Annotated in this window: 15 protein-coding genes; all 15 read right to left on the bottom strand. The window is 50.3% G+C overall.

Annotation, left to right across the window (positions count from 1 at the left end):
* Positions 1-202: 202 nt before the first annotated feature.
* The 15 genes from NUV48_06555 to NUV48_06485 all read right to left on the bottom strand — a co-directional run bounded on the left by NUV48_06555 (position 203) and on the right by NUV48_06485 (position 17077).
* Complete coding sequence (locus tag NUV48_06555) at positions 203-1396, bottom strand: thiolase family protein (protein MCR4441798.1); 1194 nt, start codon at positions 1394-1396, stop codon at positions 203-205.
* 20 nt (positions 1397-1416) lie between these two features.
* Positions 1417-2250, bottom strand: a complete 834-nt coding sequence (locus tag NUV48_06550; GenBank protein ID MCR4441797.1) for a carboxypeptidase regulatory-like domain-containing protein — start codon at positions 2248-2250, stop codon at positions 1417-1419.
* Between the two features lies 1 nt (position 2251).
* Entirely contained in the window at positions 2252-4753 is a 2502-nt protein-coding gene (locus tag NUV48_06545) for a molybdopterin-dependent oxidoreductase (GenBank protein ID MCR4441796.1), read from the bottom strand.
* Between the two features lie 35 nt (positions 4754-4788).
* On the bottom strand, positions 4789-5565 hold the full coding sequence (locus NUV48_06540; protein MCR4441795.1) for a glucose 1-dehydrogenase: 777 nt from the start codon (positions 5563-5565) through the stop codon (positions 4789-4791).
* A 20-nt stretch (positions 5566-5585) separates the two neighbouring features.
* Complete coding sequence (locus NUV48_06535) at positions 5586-6443, bottom strand: 3-keto-5-aminohexanoate cleavage protein (protein ID MCR4441794.1); 858 nt, start codon at positions 6441-6443, stop codon at positions 5586-5588.
* Between the two features lie 32 nt (positions 6444-6475).
* Positions 6476-7246, bottom strand: a complete 771-nt coding sequence (locus NUV48_06530; protein ID MCR4441793.1) for a cyclase family protein — start codon at positions 7244-7246, stop codon at positions 6476-6478.
* Positions 7247-7292: 46 nt separating this feature from the next.
* Positions 7293-8255 carry a 3-hydroxyacyl-CoA dehydrogenase family protein gene (locus NUV48_06525; GenBank protein MCR4441792.1) on the bottom strand — a complete coding sequence of 321 codons (963 nt, stop codon included), beginning with the start codon at positions 8253-8255 and terminating at the stop codon, positions 7293-7295.
* Positions 8252-8602, bottom strand: coding sequence for a cupin domain-containing protein (locus NUV48_06520; GenBank protein MCR4441791.1), 351 nt, complete (start codon positions 8600-8602; stop codon positions 8252-8254). The genes NUV48_06525 and NUV48_06520 overlap by 4 nt, the downstream gene beginning before the upstream one ends.
* Positions 8589-9098, bottom strand: coding sequence for a TRAP transporter small permease (locus NUV48_06515; protein MCR4441790.1), 510 nt, complete (start codon positions 9096-9098; stop codon positions 8589-8591). Before NUV48_06515 ends, NUV48_06520 begins: the two co-directional genes overlap by 14 nt.
* A gap of 102 nt (positions 9099-9200) precedes the next feature.
* Complete coding sequence (locus tag NUV48_06510; protein MCR4441789.1) at positions 9201-10268, bottom strand: TRAP transporter substrate-binding protein; 1068 nt, start codon at positions 10266-10268, stop codon at positions 9201-9203.
* A 108-nt stretch (positions 10269-10376) separates the two neighbouring features.
* Positions 10377-11681: a TRAP transporter large permease gene (locus NUV48_06505; protein ID MCR4441788.1), complete on the bottom strand. Its 1305-nt coding sequence runs from the start codon at positions 11679-11681 to the stop codon at positions 10377-10379.
* A gap of 442 nt (positions 11682-12123) precedes the next feature.
* Positions 12124-13527, bottom strand: coding sequence for a sigma 54-interacting transcriptional regulator (locus NUV48_06500; GenBank protein ID MCR4441787.1), 1404 nt, complete (start codon positions 13525-13527; stop codon positions 12124-12126).
* A 364-nt stretch (positions 13528-13891) separates the two neighbouring features.
* Complete coding sequence (locus NUV48_06495; GenBank protein ID MCR4441786.1) at positions 13892-14131, bottom strand: MoaD/ThiS family protein; 240 nt, start codon at positions 14129-14131, stop codon at positions 13892-13894.
* Positions 14132-14156: 25 nt separating this feature from the next.
* Positions 14157-15863, bottom strand: coding sequence for an aldehyde ferredoxin oxidoreductase (locus NUV48_06490; GenBank protein ID MCR4441785.1), 1707 nt, complete (start codon positions 15861-15863; stop codon positions 14157-14159).
* Between the two features lie 68 nt (positions 15864-15931).
* Positions 15932-17077: an iron-containing alcohol dehydrogenase gene (locus tag NUV48_06485; GenBank protein ID MCR4441784.1), complete on the bottom strand. Its 1146-nt coding sequence runs from the start codon at positions 17075-17077 to the stop codon at positions 15932-15934.
* Between the last annotated feature and the right edge of the window lie 55 nt (positions 17078-17132).

The raw sequence follows: 17132 nt of genomic DNA, 5'->3' as shown, positions 1-17132 counted from the left end.
AGGCCACCAAACTCCCGCTTGTCCCGGCAGTTTGATGGCCCCAGGCTTTTTGAATAAACAAGAGGCGGTCCTGGACGTACCGGCGGCAGGCAGATTCAGCTGCTATAGCTATATAAGGCTGTAATACTGTTCATCCGGCCCGTCCAGGACGCCGCAAAAAAGGGAGGAGTGATTAGGAGAAAACGGCCTTGATATCAAGCGGCTAAACAAGTTCTACCACGTCCGCCAGACCGAGACCGCCGGCGACACACAGGGTCGCCAGTCCATATCTGGCCTTGCGGCGCTTCATTTCATACAGCAGGGTGGTCATGATCCGGGCGCCTGTGCAGCCCAGGGGATGGCCCAGGGCGATGGCCCCTCCATTCACATTTACGATTGACTGGTCCAGATCCAATTCCTTAATACAGGCTAAAGATTGAGCAGCGAAGGCCTCGTTCAATTCAATCAGGTCAATTTGGTTCAGCTTTAATCCGGCCAGTTCCAGCGCTTTCCTGCTGGCGTTGACCGGCCCTATGCCCATAATCCGGGGGTCCACTCCGACTGCCGCCTGGCTGCGGAGTACAGCCAGAGGCTTTAGCCCTTCCCTTTGCGCTCTTTTGGCCGACATCAACAGCAGCGCGCTGGCCCCGTCGTTCCGTCCCGAAGAATTCCCGGCAGTGACGGTACCCCCCTCTTTGAAAGCGGGCGGCAGCTTGGCCATTTTCTCCAGGGTCGTCTGCTTGGGAAACTCATCCGTATCAAACAGCAGCGGTTCGCCTTTTTTCTGCTTGACGGGAACCGGAACAATCTCTTCCTTGAATCTTCCGGTTTGGATAGCCTTATTGGCTTTCTCCTGGCTCCTGAAGGCGAAAAGGTCTTGCTCTTCCCGGGCAATCCGGTATTTTTCAGCCAGGTTTTCTGCCGTCATGCCCATGTTAAAGACTCCAAACATGTCCTGAGGCTGGGACCTGAATTGGCTCTCCGTATTGGAATCCACCAGGACCCCGTTGCCGGACCGGTAGCCATACCTGGCCTGGCGCAAATAAAACACAGCATTGCTCATGCTCTCCGTCCCGGCAGCGAGAACCACCTCCGCTTGACCGCTCATAATGGCCTGCGCTCCGGAGTTAACTGCCTGCAGGCCGGACCCGCACTGGCGCGAGACGGTATAAGCCGGCACTTCTATGGGCACTCCCGCCATTAAAGCTGCCGTGCGCGCGATATTGGGCGCATCAGCGGAAATCTTCGTCTGCCCCACAATTACCTCGTCCACTGCGGCAGGATCCAGCTTCGTCCGTTCCAGCAGCGCTTTAAGCACCAAGCAGGCCAAGTCTTCCCCAGAGATATCCTTCAATGTCCCGCCCATGTTGCCGATGGGGGTCCGTATCGCGTCGACAATCACTACTTCCTCACGCATAATTTAATCTCTCCTTTTGCTTACAGTTTCTTCAACTGAATATCTCCACTTACCCAGTGGTCATCCGTCCTGAGCGACGTCTTCCAGGGCGCGTAGCCCGGCATCTCAATGGTGAGGAAATATTCCGCTCCCTTGGGAAGGTCCTCAAATTCAAAATCGCCGAAACCGTTGGCTGTTACGGTCTTAACGGTTCCGTCGCCCGACAGGGTAACGCGGGCGCCTTTGGCGCACTCTTTGACATCGGTCAGGAAAATGGTGCCGGCCACCAGCATGCCGGGCACATTAAGATACTTGACCAGCGGCATCATCGAGTCATTCCCCGGAGGCAGAACTACAGCCCCTCCAGCCATTTTTTTGGAAACCTCGCTTTCAGGATCGTCCAAATCTCCAAAAGTCAATGCTCCCGTGGGGCACACCTCCACGCAGCGCGGCTCTTTGTATCCCGCATCCAAGAAATGGGCGCACATCGTGCATTTTTGCGGCAGGCTTTCTCCCTCGTTCCAGTATACTGCACCATATGGACAGGCCTCTACCAGCTGCTTCTGCCCTTTGGCCTTAACCGGGTCAATCAGTACTATCCCGTCAGGCCGGCGCGTCACTGCCCCATTCTGGGCCGCTTTCTCGCACGGGGCATCCTGGCAATGCATGCAGGGCACCGGGATGGAGGCCACTTTGACCCTGGCCGTTTTTCCCCGCTCGATATCCCGGATGTTCATCCAGCGGTGTCCCATATGCGGCTGAGCGGCTGCCACGGGCAAGTGAGCCTGGTTGCAGTGTTCGTCTTTACAGGCCAGGAAACAGGCATAGCAACTGGAACACAAATTTATGTCAATAACCATGCCGTATCGTGCCATTTTACTGTCCCTCCCACTTTTCAATATCAATCAGACAAGAGTTGGGGGCAAATCCGGCAACATTTTTCGACATGAAACGTTTCGAGGTCAGGATGTTTACGCAACCGCCCTTGTCCGGACTTGGTTTCCCCGGTTCCAGAGGTCTGTATATCCCAGAGGACGTGTAAACATGGATCACATTGGGCCGCACCCTTTCCGTCAGGCGGGCAATGCCGAGCACCGCGCCCCGGTCATTGAACAGTTTCACAATATCCCCTTCTTTAATGCCCTTTGCTTGGGCGTTGTCGGGATGAATGCGCACCACGATATAGGGGTTGCCGTCCTTAATGACCCTGTGCTCGGGAATCTCCCACAGCCATTTGGCATGAGCGTCATAATGGGTATGGTAACCATAACGGGGGTGAGGACTGATCATGTGGAAGGGATATTTCTTGTAAAGCTCGGATTTATGGCCCTCCCAGCTGTCCTGGTAACGCGGCATGGGCCCGCGCTCGGTATCGTGCGGGGTGAAGTGTTTCAGGCTCTCGGAAACAAACTCGATCTTGCCGGTATAGGTGTGCAGCTTATCTGTCTTCTTGGGCGACGGATCGGGGGTATCGCACACCCGGTCTTCATAAAACCAGCGGTAGGCCGGGGTCGGCTTGTAATTTTCCGGCATGGGCACCACAAAATACCCCTTTTTATAGAACTCTTCCCAGCTGATGTATTTTGAAGCATCGGAAAACTCGAAAAAGCGTCTGCACCAGCCTAACTCGTCCAGACCTTCTGTGTACTGGTCCTTAAAGCCCAAGCGTTCGGCCAGCTCGGTGAAAATCTGGTAGTCGGATTTTGATTCGTACAAGGGTTCGATGCACTTTTTCTGCATTACGCATATCCGGCGATTACAGCCGCTGGACGCGTGCTGTGAATAACCACCCGAACTGGAGGCCTCCGCGATGTCATACCGCTCCAGGTTTGTGCAGGCCGGCAGGATGACGTCTGCAAACTTCATTTCGGGAGTCCACCAGATATCCTGGCCAACCACACATTCCAGCCTTGGACTCTGGTACATGGCGATATAATCGTTGGTCTCGCACATAGTGCCAAAGAACGAGCCGCCATAACGATAGAACATCTTGACTTCAGAGTGGCCGGCCATAGGATAGCGGTACGGAGTGAATTGCTGTTCCAAACTCTCTCCGCAAAAACCCTCGCCAAACCAGCTGACGGGCGGCTTGGTAAAGGCTTTCGGCAGCAACAGCCTGTAAAGTTTTTGTTTTACCGGGTTTACAGGCACGATTTTGGCCACCGCGGGGCTGGCAATATTGCCATATTTATCGGCATAACCCGGAAAGACAAAATCGGTGTTGCACGGCGCGCCCAGAACAGCGCCCCAGAAATTGGACCCCGGCCTGCCCATGCCCTGCATGGCTGCCAACAGCACCATCAGGCGCGCCCATTCATGGCCATAGGCCGTGCGCATGGCACCGCCGAATCCGCCCCGGGCGCCGCAAGCCAGCATGGTGCGGTGACTGGCCCATTCCCTGGCCAGGGCTTTGATGGTAGCCTCGGGAAGCTCGGTCAACTCCGCCCCATAGACTGGGTCTTTGGGTTTGCCGTCTGTCTGGCCAAGCACATACGCCTTGAATTCATCAAAACCATGGGCTTTCCTGGCTATGAAATCCTTGTCATATGTCCCTTCGGTAATCCAAACATAGGCGATGGCTTCCGCCAGGGCAGCTTCTGTCCCCGGGCGCGGCGCCAGCCATTTATAGGCATCCTTCACGGCCGTAAAGTTGCAGAAGGGATCGATATAGACCATTTTAATGCCCAGTTTTCTCATCCAGACCCGCCAGATGGCTGATTCCTGCCCTGCATAACCGCCGCGGATTGTATCCGGGTCATTGGCCCAGTGAACAATCATATCGGTATTTTTCAAACAATCCTCCAACAGATCATACGGCTCCGGAGCCCCCAAACGCCACCAATAACCGTATGTGTGGGTGGCTCCCCAATGAAATCCTTCCCAGCTGTCGGGATTGTCATATACTTGGGTATAACCGGTAAAACTGAAGAATCTTTTGAACGCGCTGGCCTTATAGCCCACCAGACCCCAGCAGTGGTGAGAAGAAGTCATGGCGCATAAGGCTTCTTTGCCATAGACGCTCTGAACCCGCTTGATTTCTGAAGACACAATGTCAAGAGCCTCATCCCAACTGATCCGGCGGTAACCGGACTTACCCCTGTTTTGAGGGTTTCTTTCGCCGTTTGGATTAAAATCCTCACGAATCATCGGATACTTTATCCGGTCTTCGGCATAAACCCGGTCTTTTTCAGTCATGGTGGGCTGGCCTACGGTAACCCGCCGGGGAGGCGTAAATCTATGTCCCCGGGCTTCAATTGTCCAGTCCTTGGGATCGCTGTCGTCCAACTGCAATGGCCTGATGCGGGTAATTTTACCGTCTTCCACATGCACATGCACCGGACCGCAAACGGTATTATTGGTAAATATCTGTTCTGCCATCCCGTTTCCTCCTTTGAAATAAAATAACGATAATACTAACCAATGGCTGTGAGGCCGCCGTCGGGGTAAATGATATTGCCGGTCACAAAGCAGGACGCTTCCGAGCAAAGAAATATTGCCGGCCCAACGCAGTCGGAGGGCAAGGCCATTCTCCTCAAGGGCAGCGCCTCTGCCAGTCTTTTTCTTTCGTCCGGCCCGCGGCTGTTTAGAATTTCCGTCATCATCGGCGTCTCAGTCACCGTCGGGCCAATGGCATTGACGGTAATACCATAAGGGCCGAACTCGGCCGCCAGTTGGCGGGTGATCATGTCAATAGCGCCCTTGGTGCCGCAATACCCTGCATTTCCCGGCCCCTTGGTGGCAATCCTGCCGCGGACGGATGACAAGTTAACTATCTTGCCATAGCCGTTTTTAATCATGTGTTTGCCAAAATGCTTGCAGCACATCATGACCCCAGCCACGTTGACGTCAAACATCTCCTTAAATACGTCCATGGGGAATTCTTCAGCGGGGAACTTTTTATTGTAACCCTGGGCGTTCACCAGAATATCCACCCTGCCAAAATCTTTCACTGTGGAGTCAACCAGGGCTTGGATGCTCTCCTCTGAGGTGGCGTCGACCGTGTAATATGTTACGTCGCAGCCGCTGGCTTCTTTTATTTCCTTAACAGCTCTCCTCAGGGATTCCTCTTTGCGGCTGGCAATCGCCACTCTGGCGCCCGCTTCGGCAAGACCCTGGGCTATTGCTTGCCCGAGGCCGCCGGCGCCCCCGATCACCACAGCGTTTCTCCCTGTCAAATCAAACAATTTCATGGTAAATGCCTCTCCCTAAATCAATAATTAAACTTCTTGATTCCGAGGATCGCCCTGGCTTCATCAGGCGTGCAGGGTTCAAGATTCAGTTCCCGGGCAATCCGCACCGTCCGCGCAACCAATTCGGCATTGCTTTTTGCCAGGCGGCCTTTGGCGTACATGATGTTATCTTCAATTCCAACGCGGGCATTGCCGCCGATAATCATCCCCATAGTGGTGATCGGCAGCTGGGCAGAGCCTACAGCCGTTACGTTGAACATGGCTTCCCTGGGCATAAGCTGCTTCATGGACATCAAATATTCCGGCGTAGCGTCAACCGCGCCCTGGTACTTCATGCCCATAACGAAATTGATCAAATAAGGTGTTTCCAGCAGCCCTTTTTTGATGAGATTTTGCACTTCCCTGAACATGGCCTGGGAATAGCACTCCATTTCAGGCTTTATTCCCAATTCTTTCATTTTTACAGCCCAGGCCTCGATATCTTCCGGTTTGTTGATCCACGGAGTCCCAGCCCCGGCCCCCGCCGTGCGCAGCATGGTGCCCATGTTCAAGGAGGCGCACTCTGGCATGGCTTCCAGGCATTTAATCCGTTCTTCGATGGTCAGATTGGAACCGCCGCCGGTAGTGGCGTTGGTGACGATGTCGCATTTTTTCCTGATCAGTTCAAATGTTTTGGCAAAATAGTCTTTGGAGCCGGTCGGCTTACCGTCGGCCTCCCGGCCATGGATGTGTATGACCGCCGCGCCCTCGTTATAGCACTCATAGGCGTCTTTGGCCACTTCTTCCGGGGTATAGGGCACAGCCGGGGTCATGTCCTTGGTCACAAAAGCCCCGTTGACTGCAACGGTGATTATTACTTTTCCTTTCGGCATATCCATGTCGATTTCAATCTCCTGTCATCTAGATTTTTTTATTCCTCAACAATAGCCACTAACCGCACCATACCGCCGTCGGCCACCTCGCAACGGAACGGGAAGGCCGCGATGGTGCAGCGTTTCCCCGTCACCAAGTCAACGTCTCCGCCGGCATTCTCAATAGTCACAATGCCGTTCCGCATCAAAGACCTGTGGCATGGTTCATAATCGGGGAACAATTCATCAGGGTTATTTCCCGTTTCTTTCCTGTACTCCCGGTCAAGCCAGGGCATTGTCTGCGCGAGAGGGTAGTGCCACAGCGGGCTGTCGGTTGCTCCCCATGTGCCGGCAACGCCTTTTATGCCTTTGTTGATTAACCAGTCGGCAGCTTCCGGGCCAAGACCCGCATAATGGTTAAAGTATTTATAGTTGTTATGGCGCCAATAATGATGCATGCCCGTATTGAAGACCACAAAATCGCCTTTTTCAATCTTGGGCGTCGCCTTTTCAAGATCATCCGGTGTAACAATGTGCCACTTCATATCCTTCATGTGACGAAAATCAACAATGACACCTGTGCCGTAGCAGTTTTCCAGCGGGACTTTGTCCAGCATGACGCCGCCTTCTTCCGGATGCAGAACATGGCTCGGCGCATCCATATGAGTGCCCGCATGCAGTGTTCCGGTGTAGACGACGCTCCTCTTGTGAAAGCGGCCTAAGTATTCTGCCCTTGGGAACATCAAATCTTGGCGCGGCCCAGGAAAAGGCCAAAGGGGTGTATCAACGCCAAAGGGCTGTGACAAATCATAGATTCTTGTTTTGCTCATTTCCTGATTCCTCCTTGTGCTGTACAACCTAATTCTTTAAGCTCATTCAGACTTTTTCATAGATGAATTCTTTGGTGTTTTTCAAGACCTTAAGCAGCATCTTGTCCCGTTTCTTCAGGACCTCCTCCAGGGACCGTCCGCTATAATCGTAAAACCCTTTGCCCGTCTTCGCGCCGTAATTACCGGCGTCCACCAGATCATAGATGCACCTGGGATGTTTATCCATGGGCGGGTCTATGACATCCTTGTTCTCCAGGTTTTTGGCGGTCAAGTCAATCCCGGTAAAGTCGTAGCGCTGAACCAGGCCCAAAACCATGCCCCTTGGCATCAAGCTCGCTTTTACAGCCAAGTCCAACTGTTCCGGGGTAATGTACCCGTTATCAAGCAGGTAAAAGGTCTCCCAGCCAAGCACCCGCTGAATCCGGTTTACAACAAACCCTGGAATGAACTTCTCCATAACAACCGGGACCTTGTCAACCTTTTTCATCAGGGCTACCACCAAGTCCAAGGTTTCTTGCAGCGTGCTTTCTCCCTTGCACACTTCCACCAGCGGGATGATATGCGGCGGGGCAAACCAGTGGGCGCTTACGGCAAATGGTTTTCTTCTCTCCGGAATAAAATCGTCGATATTCATGAATGAAGTATTGCTCGTCATTATAACATCAAGCCCGCAAAGTTGGTCCAATTCCTCAAAGATCGCCTTCTTGGCATCCTTCTTCTCAACGATGGTCTCAACAATATAATCTGCTCCCTTAACAGCTTCAGGGACTGAAGATGTGTAGTGAATTCGTTTTTGAATGCCATCGATCTGGTCGGCTTGAACCAATCCTCCTTCAGCAAAGGTCTCCAGGTTTGTCTTGACTATTGTTTTTGCTGTTTTCAGGGTCCCTTCCGAACGGGAATATATGCTTACGTCATACCCGGCCATGGCAAAGGTTTGGGCAATCCCCGGTCCCATGGTCCCCGCTCCCAGGACCGCCACTTTTTCAATATCTTTAAGCTGCTTCATTTTTTAACCTCGTCTTTCATAACCATGATCACCAAAACCCATGCTGCGACAAGGCCGTTAACGGATATGCTCCGCTTTTCACCGGGCGGGATATGGATCAAGTCATTTTCTTCCAGAACATGTTTGTTCCCTGTTTCGTCCTCAATGGTGACGGAACCCCTCAGGACGTAATAGATCCTCTCCTTGTCCGAAGAGGACATGGCAGCGCCGCCGTCCGGCAGGAACTCCGAAATAGAAACGTTAATCCCCTTGGCCCCTTCTGGTGGGCCAAACTTGCGAACCCCCCACATTCCATAATGATTGGGGGCTTCGTATACCGTACCCTCGTTAGCCTTAACAACTTTCACAGGATTTCGCACCCCCGACCAAGCTCATAATGCTTTTTATAAGGTCAACAACCAGTGTCAGGCCGAAAACAGCCATTCCTATTAAAACGACCAGATAGAAAGGATAAATCTTTATATACAATACGGCTGTTGTCATTTTTTCCTTCATCACGGTGACAGTCTGGAGATAGGTGGCATAAGTGATAATCGCCGTCATAACCACCGCCAGGGACAAGGTTATGATCCCAAAAAACCTTCTTACGGTTAAGGGCAGGATGTTGGTCACGACGTCTACTGAAACATGCCCTTTTTTCACTTGGGTCTGGGCAAAGGAGAAAAATACCACCACCACCATCATCAGCTCAACAATTTCAAAAGCCCCAAGAATCGGGGAACTGAACAAAAACCGCAAGGCAATGTCCGTCACCATTAAAAGCATCATTAAAAAAGTCGTCAACATGCTTATGATGTTCAGTCCAAAGCTAAGCTTTTCCACAAGTTTTTCAAAGGACCGCACAGCAACACCTTCTTTCGCTTGATAGCCAACAAAACTTTCTATAATGCCGGGGCTGAAACCGGGCACCTGTCGTTTCAGCCCCGGCATTAAAAGCCAGATGGTCTATTTCTTCGCAGCTTCAGCCTTTACGAAATCGAACACTTTTTGGGCCGGCAACCCTTTGGCCTCGCCAGCCTTAATCCATATGTCCCAGACAGATTTGGCGGCTTTTTCAAAATCTGCCTTCAGGGCCGGGGTCATTTCGTTTACATGGCCATTGTTCGCCTTGATCAAGCCAATTGTCTCGTCGCGGGTGTCTTGCCAGTTTTTGCCGGCCGCCGCAACAGCATACTGCCCTGCCTTTTCGTCGATGGCTTTCTTGGCCTCCGGCGGCAACGATTCATATACTTTCTTGTTCATGACACAGAACAGCGGGCCGGTGTATAGTCTTACGTCCAAATACTCCTTGGCCTGTTCAATAATCTTGAAGGACTTCAGGAGGTGCCAGTCGGCAGCTATACCGTCCAACACGCCTTTCTCCATGGATGTATATACATCCGTCGCAGGCATGGCAATGGGAGAAGCTCCCAACGCCTTAAAGAATTCAGTAGGCATGCTGCCGGCCACCCTGACCTTCACGCCTTTGAGATCGGAAGTTTTGGTTATGGCCTTGTTTTTCAGGGCCAGGGGTACATCGGCATGGCAGTGGAGAAAGAGCACCTTGAACGGTTCGTATTCTTTTTTCAGGTAATCGGTTTTAGTGTAGAGGTCCCAGAAAATCTGGCTGCCTTCCTCGGCTGTTTCAATACCCAACAGGGGAAGATTAAAAACGTCGGTCATGTCAAAACGTCCCGGGAAATAAGCCGTTACGCCCCAGGCCATATCAACTGTCCCGTTGACAACCATGTCATAAGTGTCCTTCGCGGAACCAAGCGCGCCGCCATGGAAAACAGTAATCTTCAATGTTCCATTGGAAGCGGCTTCAATCTCTTTGCACCACTTTTCAAAGAATTTGCCGGCAGCGCTGGTGGCTGGATCGTGGTGATGGAATTTCAGTTCTACAACCTTTTTCCCGGAAGCGGCCTGCTGTTGCTCGGCAGGTTTTGACTGGCCGCCGCCGCAACCCGTCACCATCAGCATTACAATCATCGCCAGGGCTATTAACCAGGTCATCTGCTTTTTACTTCTCATACCTCTTCATTCCTCCTAGTCAGATTGATTCATGAATTAGACCGGGGAAAAATAAAACGTAACCCTCCTTTCTCTGCCGTTTCATTTTCACGCATAGATTTCCCCGCATTAATAAAGGAGACCGGGAAGCCACAGGGAAAGCTGCGGGAAAGCGATCATAACGACGAGAGCCACGATAATTGCGAAGACATGGGGAATAACTCCCCTGAAAATGGTTCCCATGCTGACTTCGTCTCCTACCACACCCTTGATGACGTATATGTTCATCCCCACCGGCGGAGTGATCATGCCCATTTCCATAACCATTACCATTAATACCCCGAACCAGATGGGGTCAAAACCCAGCCCGATGATAACCGGGTAGAAAATAGGAACGGTCAGGAGAACCATAGCCAAAGAGTCCATTAAACAACCCAAAAAAGCATACATCAACATGATGATTGACAAGATGATATACCTGTTGACTGCCAGGCCCGAGATGAAAGCGGCCAGGTTCATGGGGATCTTCGTTACAGCCAGGAAATACCCGAAGACATAAGCGCCGATGATGACCAGGAAGATCATGGCTGTCGTCCGCATCGTATCCTGGAGGGATTTCATCACATTGCTCAGGGTTATCCGCTTGCACCAGCCAAGATAGAGGAACGTGCCGAAAGCCCCCACCGCCGCTCCTTCATTGGCCGTAAAAATGCCGGTAAAAATGCCGCCGATGACGAAGACAAACAACAGCAGCACCGGCAGAACGTCTTGAAGGGCTGCCAGCCGTTCCCGCCAGCTGAAGCGTTCCGACGGAGGCCCTATCTCCGGTTTTCTCTTGACTTGAAGCACAACAGCCGTCATGTAGCTCAGCGCAAGGATAAATCCCGGAATGAAGCCGGCGGCAAAAAGGCGGCCGATCGACTGTTCGGTTATGACCCCATAGAGGATGAATCCAACGCTGGGCGGTATCAGGATGCCGAGAGTGCCTCCCGCGACAATAGCCCCGGTTGCCAGCCCTGGTTCATAGCGGTACTTCTTCATCTCCGGGAAGGAGACGGTACCGAAGGTCGCTGCCGTAGCCGTGCTGGACCCGCAGATGGCCGCAAAAAAAGCGCAGGCTCCGATCGTGGCCACCGCAAGTCCGCCGGGCAGGTGTCCCAGCCATTTGTACGACGCATCGTACAGCTTCTTGCTTAGTCCCGAATAGTAAGCGAATTGACCCATCAATACGAAGAGAGGTATGACAGTCAAGGTATAATTACTGCCTGTGGTGTACAGTATAGTTTTCAACACTCCCAAGGCCCCTATCGGGTTGACCACATAAGCATATCCGGCAAAACCGACTATTAACATGGTCATGCCAACATGCAACCCCATGAACAACAATATGACCAACACCACAATCCCGATAAGCCCAACTATAATCGGATCCACAATCAATCCCCCCAAAAGAATTTGTCTGCCTTTCTTTCATGCTTGTCACGTGCGGTCACCAATCAAGACAACTTCATCCCCTTTGCTCCATTGTTATTTTCCGTAATTTTAAGAACATTGGTAATTAGACCCCAACCCCGGGCTTCATGTTTGACTATCAATCTCAGGGGGTTAAAGAATTCAGGTGTTTCATTGCGGTTGGGGTCTAAGATTGTCTCTTTGTCGACGCCTCATGATTGCCGTTTATCATTCCCGGCCTGAGATTTCCGGGGTGTTTCCAACCCCTCGCCTAAATTATGCAAACTGCATGCCAAGTCCAAGAACAACCGGGAAACATGTGAAAACCGGGACAAAGTCTGGCCTTTTACCTCGTCTTTTATCGGGAACTGTGCATCGTTGTTCCCATATTGCACATTCTCATGTGTATTTCTTCTCCCTGGCGTTATGCCGAGCTGGAATGCCTATCCAGCCTTATTCCATATTTTTTTATTTTATTGTAAAGCGTGCGGCGGTGGATTTTTAAAACCCGGGCCGCCTGCACCACATTCATGTTTGTCTGTCGGAGAATGCGGAGAATGTGTTCCTTTTCCTGAACTTCCACATGCTTAAACAACTGGCCGGAGTCTTCCGGTTTATTGAATCTGGGATATGATTCCGGGAGCTTGAGTAGTTCCCTGATATCCTCTTCCTCGATCATTTTCTTGTCTTTCAGGATATCCATGGCATTAACCATGTTCCGAAGCTGGCGCACATTGCCCGGCCAGTCGTAATTGATCAGCAGGTTCAGCGCTTGGGGGCTAAAAGGCATATTCAATCCGGCACGGCTCATAAAATGGCTCAACAAGAGCGGGATGTCTTCCCGGCGTTCCCGCAGAGACGGTATATAAACCTCAAAAGTGCACAGGCGATAATACAAATCAGAACGAAAATTCCCCTGCTCGCACAGGGCTTGAAGGTTTTTGTTGGTGGAGGCGATGATCCTGGCTTTCAGGGGTATCAGGCAGTTTCCACCCACCCGTTCGAATTCTTTTTCCTCCAGTACCCGCAACAGCTTAGCCTGGATCTTCAGGTCCATTTCGCCGATTTCGTCCAGCAGAATTGATCCGTTTTCGGCCAGTTCGAATTTCCCTTTCTTGCTGGAGACTGCGCCCGTAAAAGCGCCTTTTTCATGGCCGAAAAGCTCTGACTCCAATAACTCGCTGGGGATGGCCGAACAGTTTATTTTGACCAAAGGCGACCTGCAGCTCTGGCGGCCAGCGGCATGGATGCCGCTGGCCAGAATCTCTTTCCCGGTCCCCGTTTCGCCAATGATCAAGACAGAATGCTTCAGCGGGGCAAGCTTATTGCACCTTTCCAGGACCCTGCGCACCACCGGAGACTGGCCGATAAAATCGCTGAAGGTATAATTGGTCTCTATCCGGGCGATTTGGTCGTAAAGACTGTGATTATCCTCCTGCTCCACATTGTGTTCTAAAAGTATTTTCTTTAACCCCGAAAGATTTCGAAAAATGATCCCGCCCAGCACGGCGATCATCTCATTCCCACAATAAATGGGGATCATGTGTTGTATGCAGTTATGCCCTTGGATCATCGCAAAAGAATAGCGCGACGCTTTGCCGGTTTTAATCACCCCTTCGAAATCCGACACAGGGTCCAGTTCCTTGATGTGCCTGCCCGCCGCCTCCTCGGAACTCAGTCCGTTGCAGAGTTCGATTGCTCCCGCGCTGTGGTGTATGATTCGAAGATTCATGTCAATCAGAACGGCGGCATCAAAACAGTTATCCATCATCTCGTCGAACAGCCCGCCCCGGGTGTAAATGTCTTCCCTGGTTGCCTGGATCGCCATGGCATCTTCTCCTCCTTTAAATCATCTTTTTCCTACTCTCACTAAAAGCAGCCTTAACATGTACCTCCTTGGGATTTAGAGCAAATTAAAAAGCCCAGCCTCGAAAACACAACAATACAACTCGTCATGTTTTCATGAGCTAGGCTTGACTACTCAGTATTAAGAGATCGTCTTAATACCATATCCAAGCTACTCGTGATAACATCATCCAGCCTGGTATTCTTTTATCTTTATTTAATTATAACCTTTTATACAATACGCAATCAATAGTATTTAACAAACTAATATGCATTTATTAAACTGGAGTGTGTTCATTCTGTGATGATTTCCCCCCTAAATATTTTTATTTACAGTTGCCACACAATCAGCCGCCGCTTGGAACAGCAGAGAACAGATGAATGACGTCATGTTCATGGACTTCCGTGTCCATATTTTTTATTATTTTCCGGTTGACCAGAACCATTCCGACATCATTTTCATCTATTTCCAGGTGTGCAAAAACATCCTTGATTCTCATGTTCTCTTTACACTCGACCGTTATGCCCCTTTCACCGTCATAGTCCTGATATTTCATTCTTAATAAAGAATAGAGTTTTATTTGCATACTCAATTTGCATTATCCTGTTATCCTAGTATTGTACAGCTTTTTGCAGCTCGTCCCCGCTAATATCGAATATAGTGTTTTGCGGCGCCAAAGTTTCCTGATACATAAACTCCGGCAGTATATCGTCCTTTTCTGTAAAGCCCGCCTTTTTGTTAAAGTTTCTTTCCAGGCGCAATGTTTGCACTCCAATTCCCAACAGTCTCTGGACACTCCATTCCCCGCCCAAATAAGCTTCCATCATTTCTAGTAATGCCGCCATATTCTTGGGATCAGCCGTACAAAATTCTGAAAAATGGCACATCCCTAAGTTATCAAATGCGGCAACTTCTATCTGAGTGTTTTTGGACAATTCTACTTGCCCTTCTTTTTTATGAGGATCGACCGTGGGATTTCCTAGAGTATTGCCGCATGTATGATCCGCGCCCATCGGCGATGTGGCATAGGTAACTCCGGTTCCTTTCAAGGACCTGGGATCATATCCGGCCATAGACTGGCCTTTCACCGCAGGAATTCTTTTTACGCCCAGTTTTTGACCGACATACTGGGTGCCTTGGCCAAGGAGCTTGCCAAAGTCAGTTCCTTCCGCCATTTCCCGGAGCAAACCAAAAACCCCGTCAATATCCCCAAATCTCAGCTTGCCTGCTTCCATGCAAACAGCCATTGTACAACCGGTCTCCATAGTATCCAGGCCAAAATCATCACAAAACCTGTCTATCTTGGCAATGGCATCCAAGGAAGATATGCCACAGTTTGCACCGTTTAAGGCAATGGTTTCGTATTCTAATCCGGATGTGAGATAGTTGCCGTTTTCATCATTATAAATGTTCGAGCATTTTATTACACATCCGGGATGGCAATTGTGTCCGGTCTTGCCGTTTCTGGTTTTCTGCAATTCAGCCAGTTTTTCGCCGGAAATATCTTCTGCTTTGTCGAAAGACCCCTGTTGATAATTCATCGTCGGCAGTGCTCCCAGGGCGTTTACCATATTTACCAGGCTGGCTGTGCCTAAAGCCGGCAAACCTTGCCCGGAAACAGGATGCTCGGTGATACCTTTGGCGTACTTTCGGGCTGCCTGGGAAAATTTGGCCTGATCCAGATACTGAGGAACACTTTTGGGTGCATCCAGGATTATGGCTTTGATCCCTTTTGATCCCATCACAGAACCTAATCCGCCTCGTCCGGCAGCGCGGCTGGGATGTCCTAATGTATCAGTAATCTGGATACTGGAGTTTTTATAACCCCGTTCCCCTGCTCCCCCAATGGAAATTATGCCAATGTTCGAACCATAATCCTTTTGCAAAACACTTGTTAATTCATAATTATTCATTAAAGAAAACTTTTCGGCCGGAATCAGCTTGGCCCCATCTGCCCTAACCAAGAGAAAAAACAGTTCCCCCGGCTTGGGCTTTCCCTCAATAATTATCCCCTTTAAATTCAAGCGAGCGATCATCTGGGAGGCAGTACCACCGGAATTCGATTCTTTGATGGTTCCGGTCAACGGACTTTTTGCCCCGATTGATAAGCGGCCGGAGCAAGGCGCCATGGTCCCTGTCAACAATCCAGGACATACTATGAGTTTGTTTTCTTCACCGAGCGGATCACACTTGGGATCGATTTCATCATTTAAGATTTTGGCAATAAGACCCCGTCCTCCAAAGAAAGCATAATCGTTTTTCACGTCCTCATAGACAATGGACTTATCCTTCATATTTACTCGTAAGAATTTTAGCATCGGTTGGCCTCCTCGTCATCATTTGAAAACACTTGTCCTGGAATAATGAGACTATGTGCCCTGTTTACCTAAAAAGCTTGCTCCAGCAAAGCCAAAATTTCACCTTTGCTTGGCTTGCGGGGATTAAACATCAAAGCCCCTTCCTTCAAAGCATCCTCAGCAATTGTGTTAAAAATTGTCCTGGGCACACCAAGGTCTTTCAAAGTGCGTATTCCTATTTCCTTGGACAGCTCCTTAATCGCCTTAAAGGCCATATCCGCTGCTTCCGCCGCACTTTTACCCTCGACATCAATCCCCATGGCTTCGGCGATATCCTTGGTTTTTTCCGGCACCACAGCAGCGTTGTAAGATACAACATAGGGCAGCATAGCAGCATTGGCATCGCCATGAGCCAGACCGCAATGGGCGCTAAGCGGATGGGCAATGGCATGAACAAGTCCCAGGTCGGCGTTGCAGAAAGCGATACCGGCAAGCAGACAACCGAGCATCATGTTAGACCTTGCTTCTTTGTTGCTCCCGTTTTTGACCGCTTCGGGCAGGTTATTAACAATAATTTCGATTGCTTTAAGGGAGTTGATCTCAGTAGCTACAGAAGCTGTAACAGAAGTATAAGATTCAATTGCATGGGTCAAAGCATCCATACCGGTGGCGGCAGTGATGGCAGGCGGCAAACCAAGGGTGAGCAGAGGATCAATTAGAGCATATGTAGCGCCTACGTTTTGGCCGAGAATAACCATTTTCTTGATTTGTTTTGTATCAGTTATTACCGTAACTCTGGTTACCTCACTGGAAGTGCCGGCAGTAGTAGGAATGGCTATTAAGGGTTTGCCTGGATTTTGCACTTTGTTGGGACCATCATACTGGTTAATGGGAGATGGATTGGATAGCAGGATGTTGATAGCTTTGGCGCAATCAATCGAGCTGCCGCCACCGATAGCTACCACAATATCGACATTTGCTCCCCTGGCGATTTGGGCAGCCTCTTCGACGATCGTATCAGGCGGATTGGGCAGAACTCCGTCATATTCCATAACTTCAACGCCCGCGCCTTTAATAATCTCAATAAGATTGTCAACAATACCGGCAGCCTTTACCCCTTTATCATACACGCAAAAAGCCTTTTTACAATTTAAGGATTTAATAAGATCTCCGACTTGTTTTGAACTGTCCTCACCAAAAAAAGTAAAAGCAGGAATTCCAAACATAAAACTCATTTTTGATACTCCTCCTGGAATTTTTATCATAAATAAACAATTGAAAATTGCTTGC

It is taken from the genome of Peptococcaceae bacterium (assembly GCA_024655825.1).
Taxonomy (GTDB): Bacteria; Bacillota; Peptococcia; order DRI-13; family PHAD01; genus JANLFJ01.
Note: the sequence above shows the minus strand (reverse complement) of the source record. Positions and strands in the feature narration are given on the sequence as shown.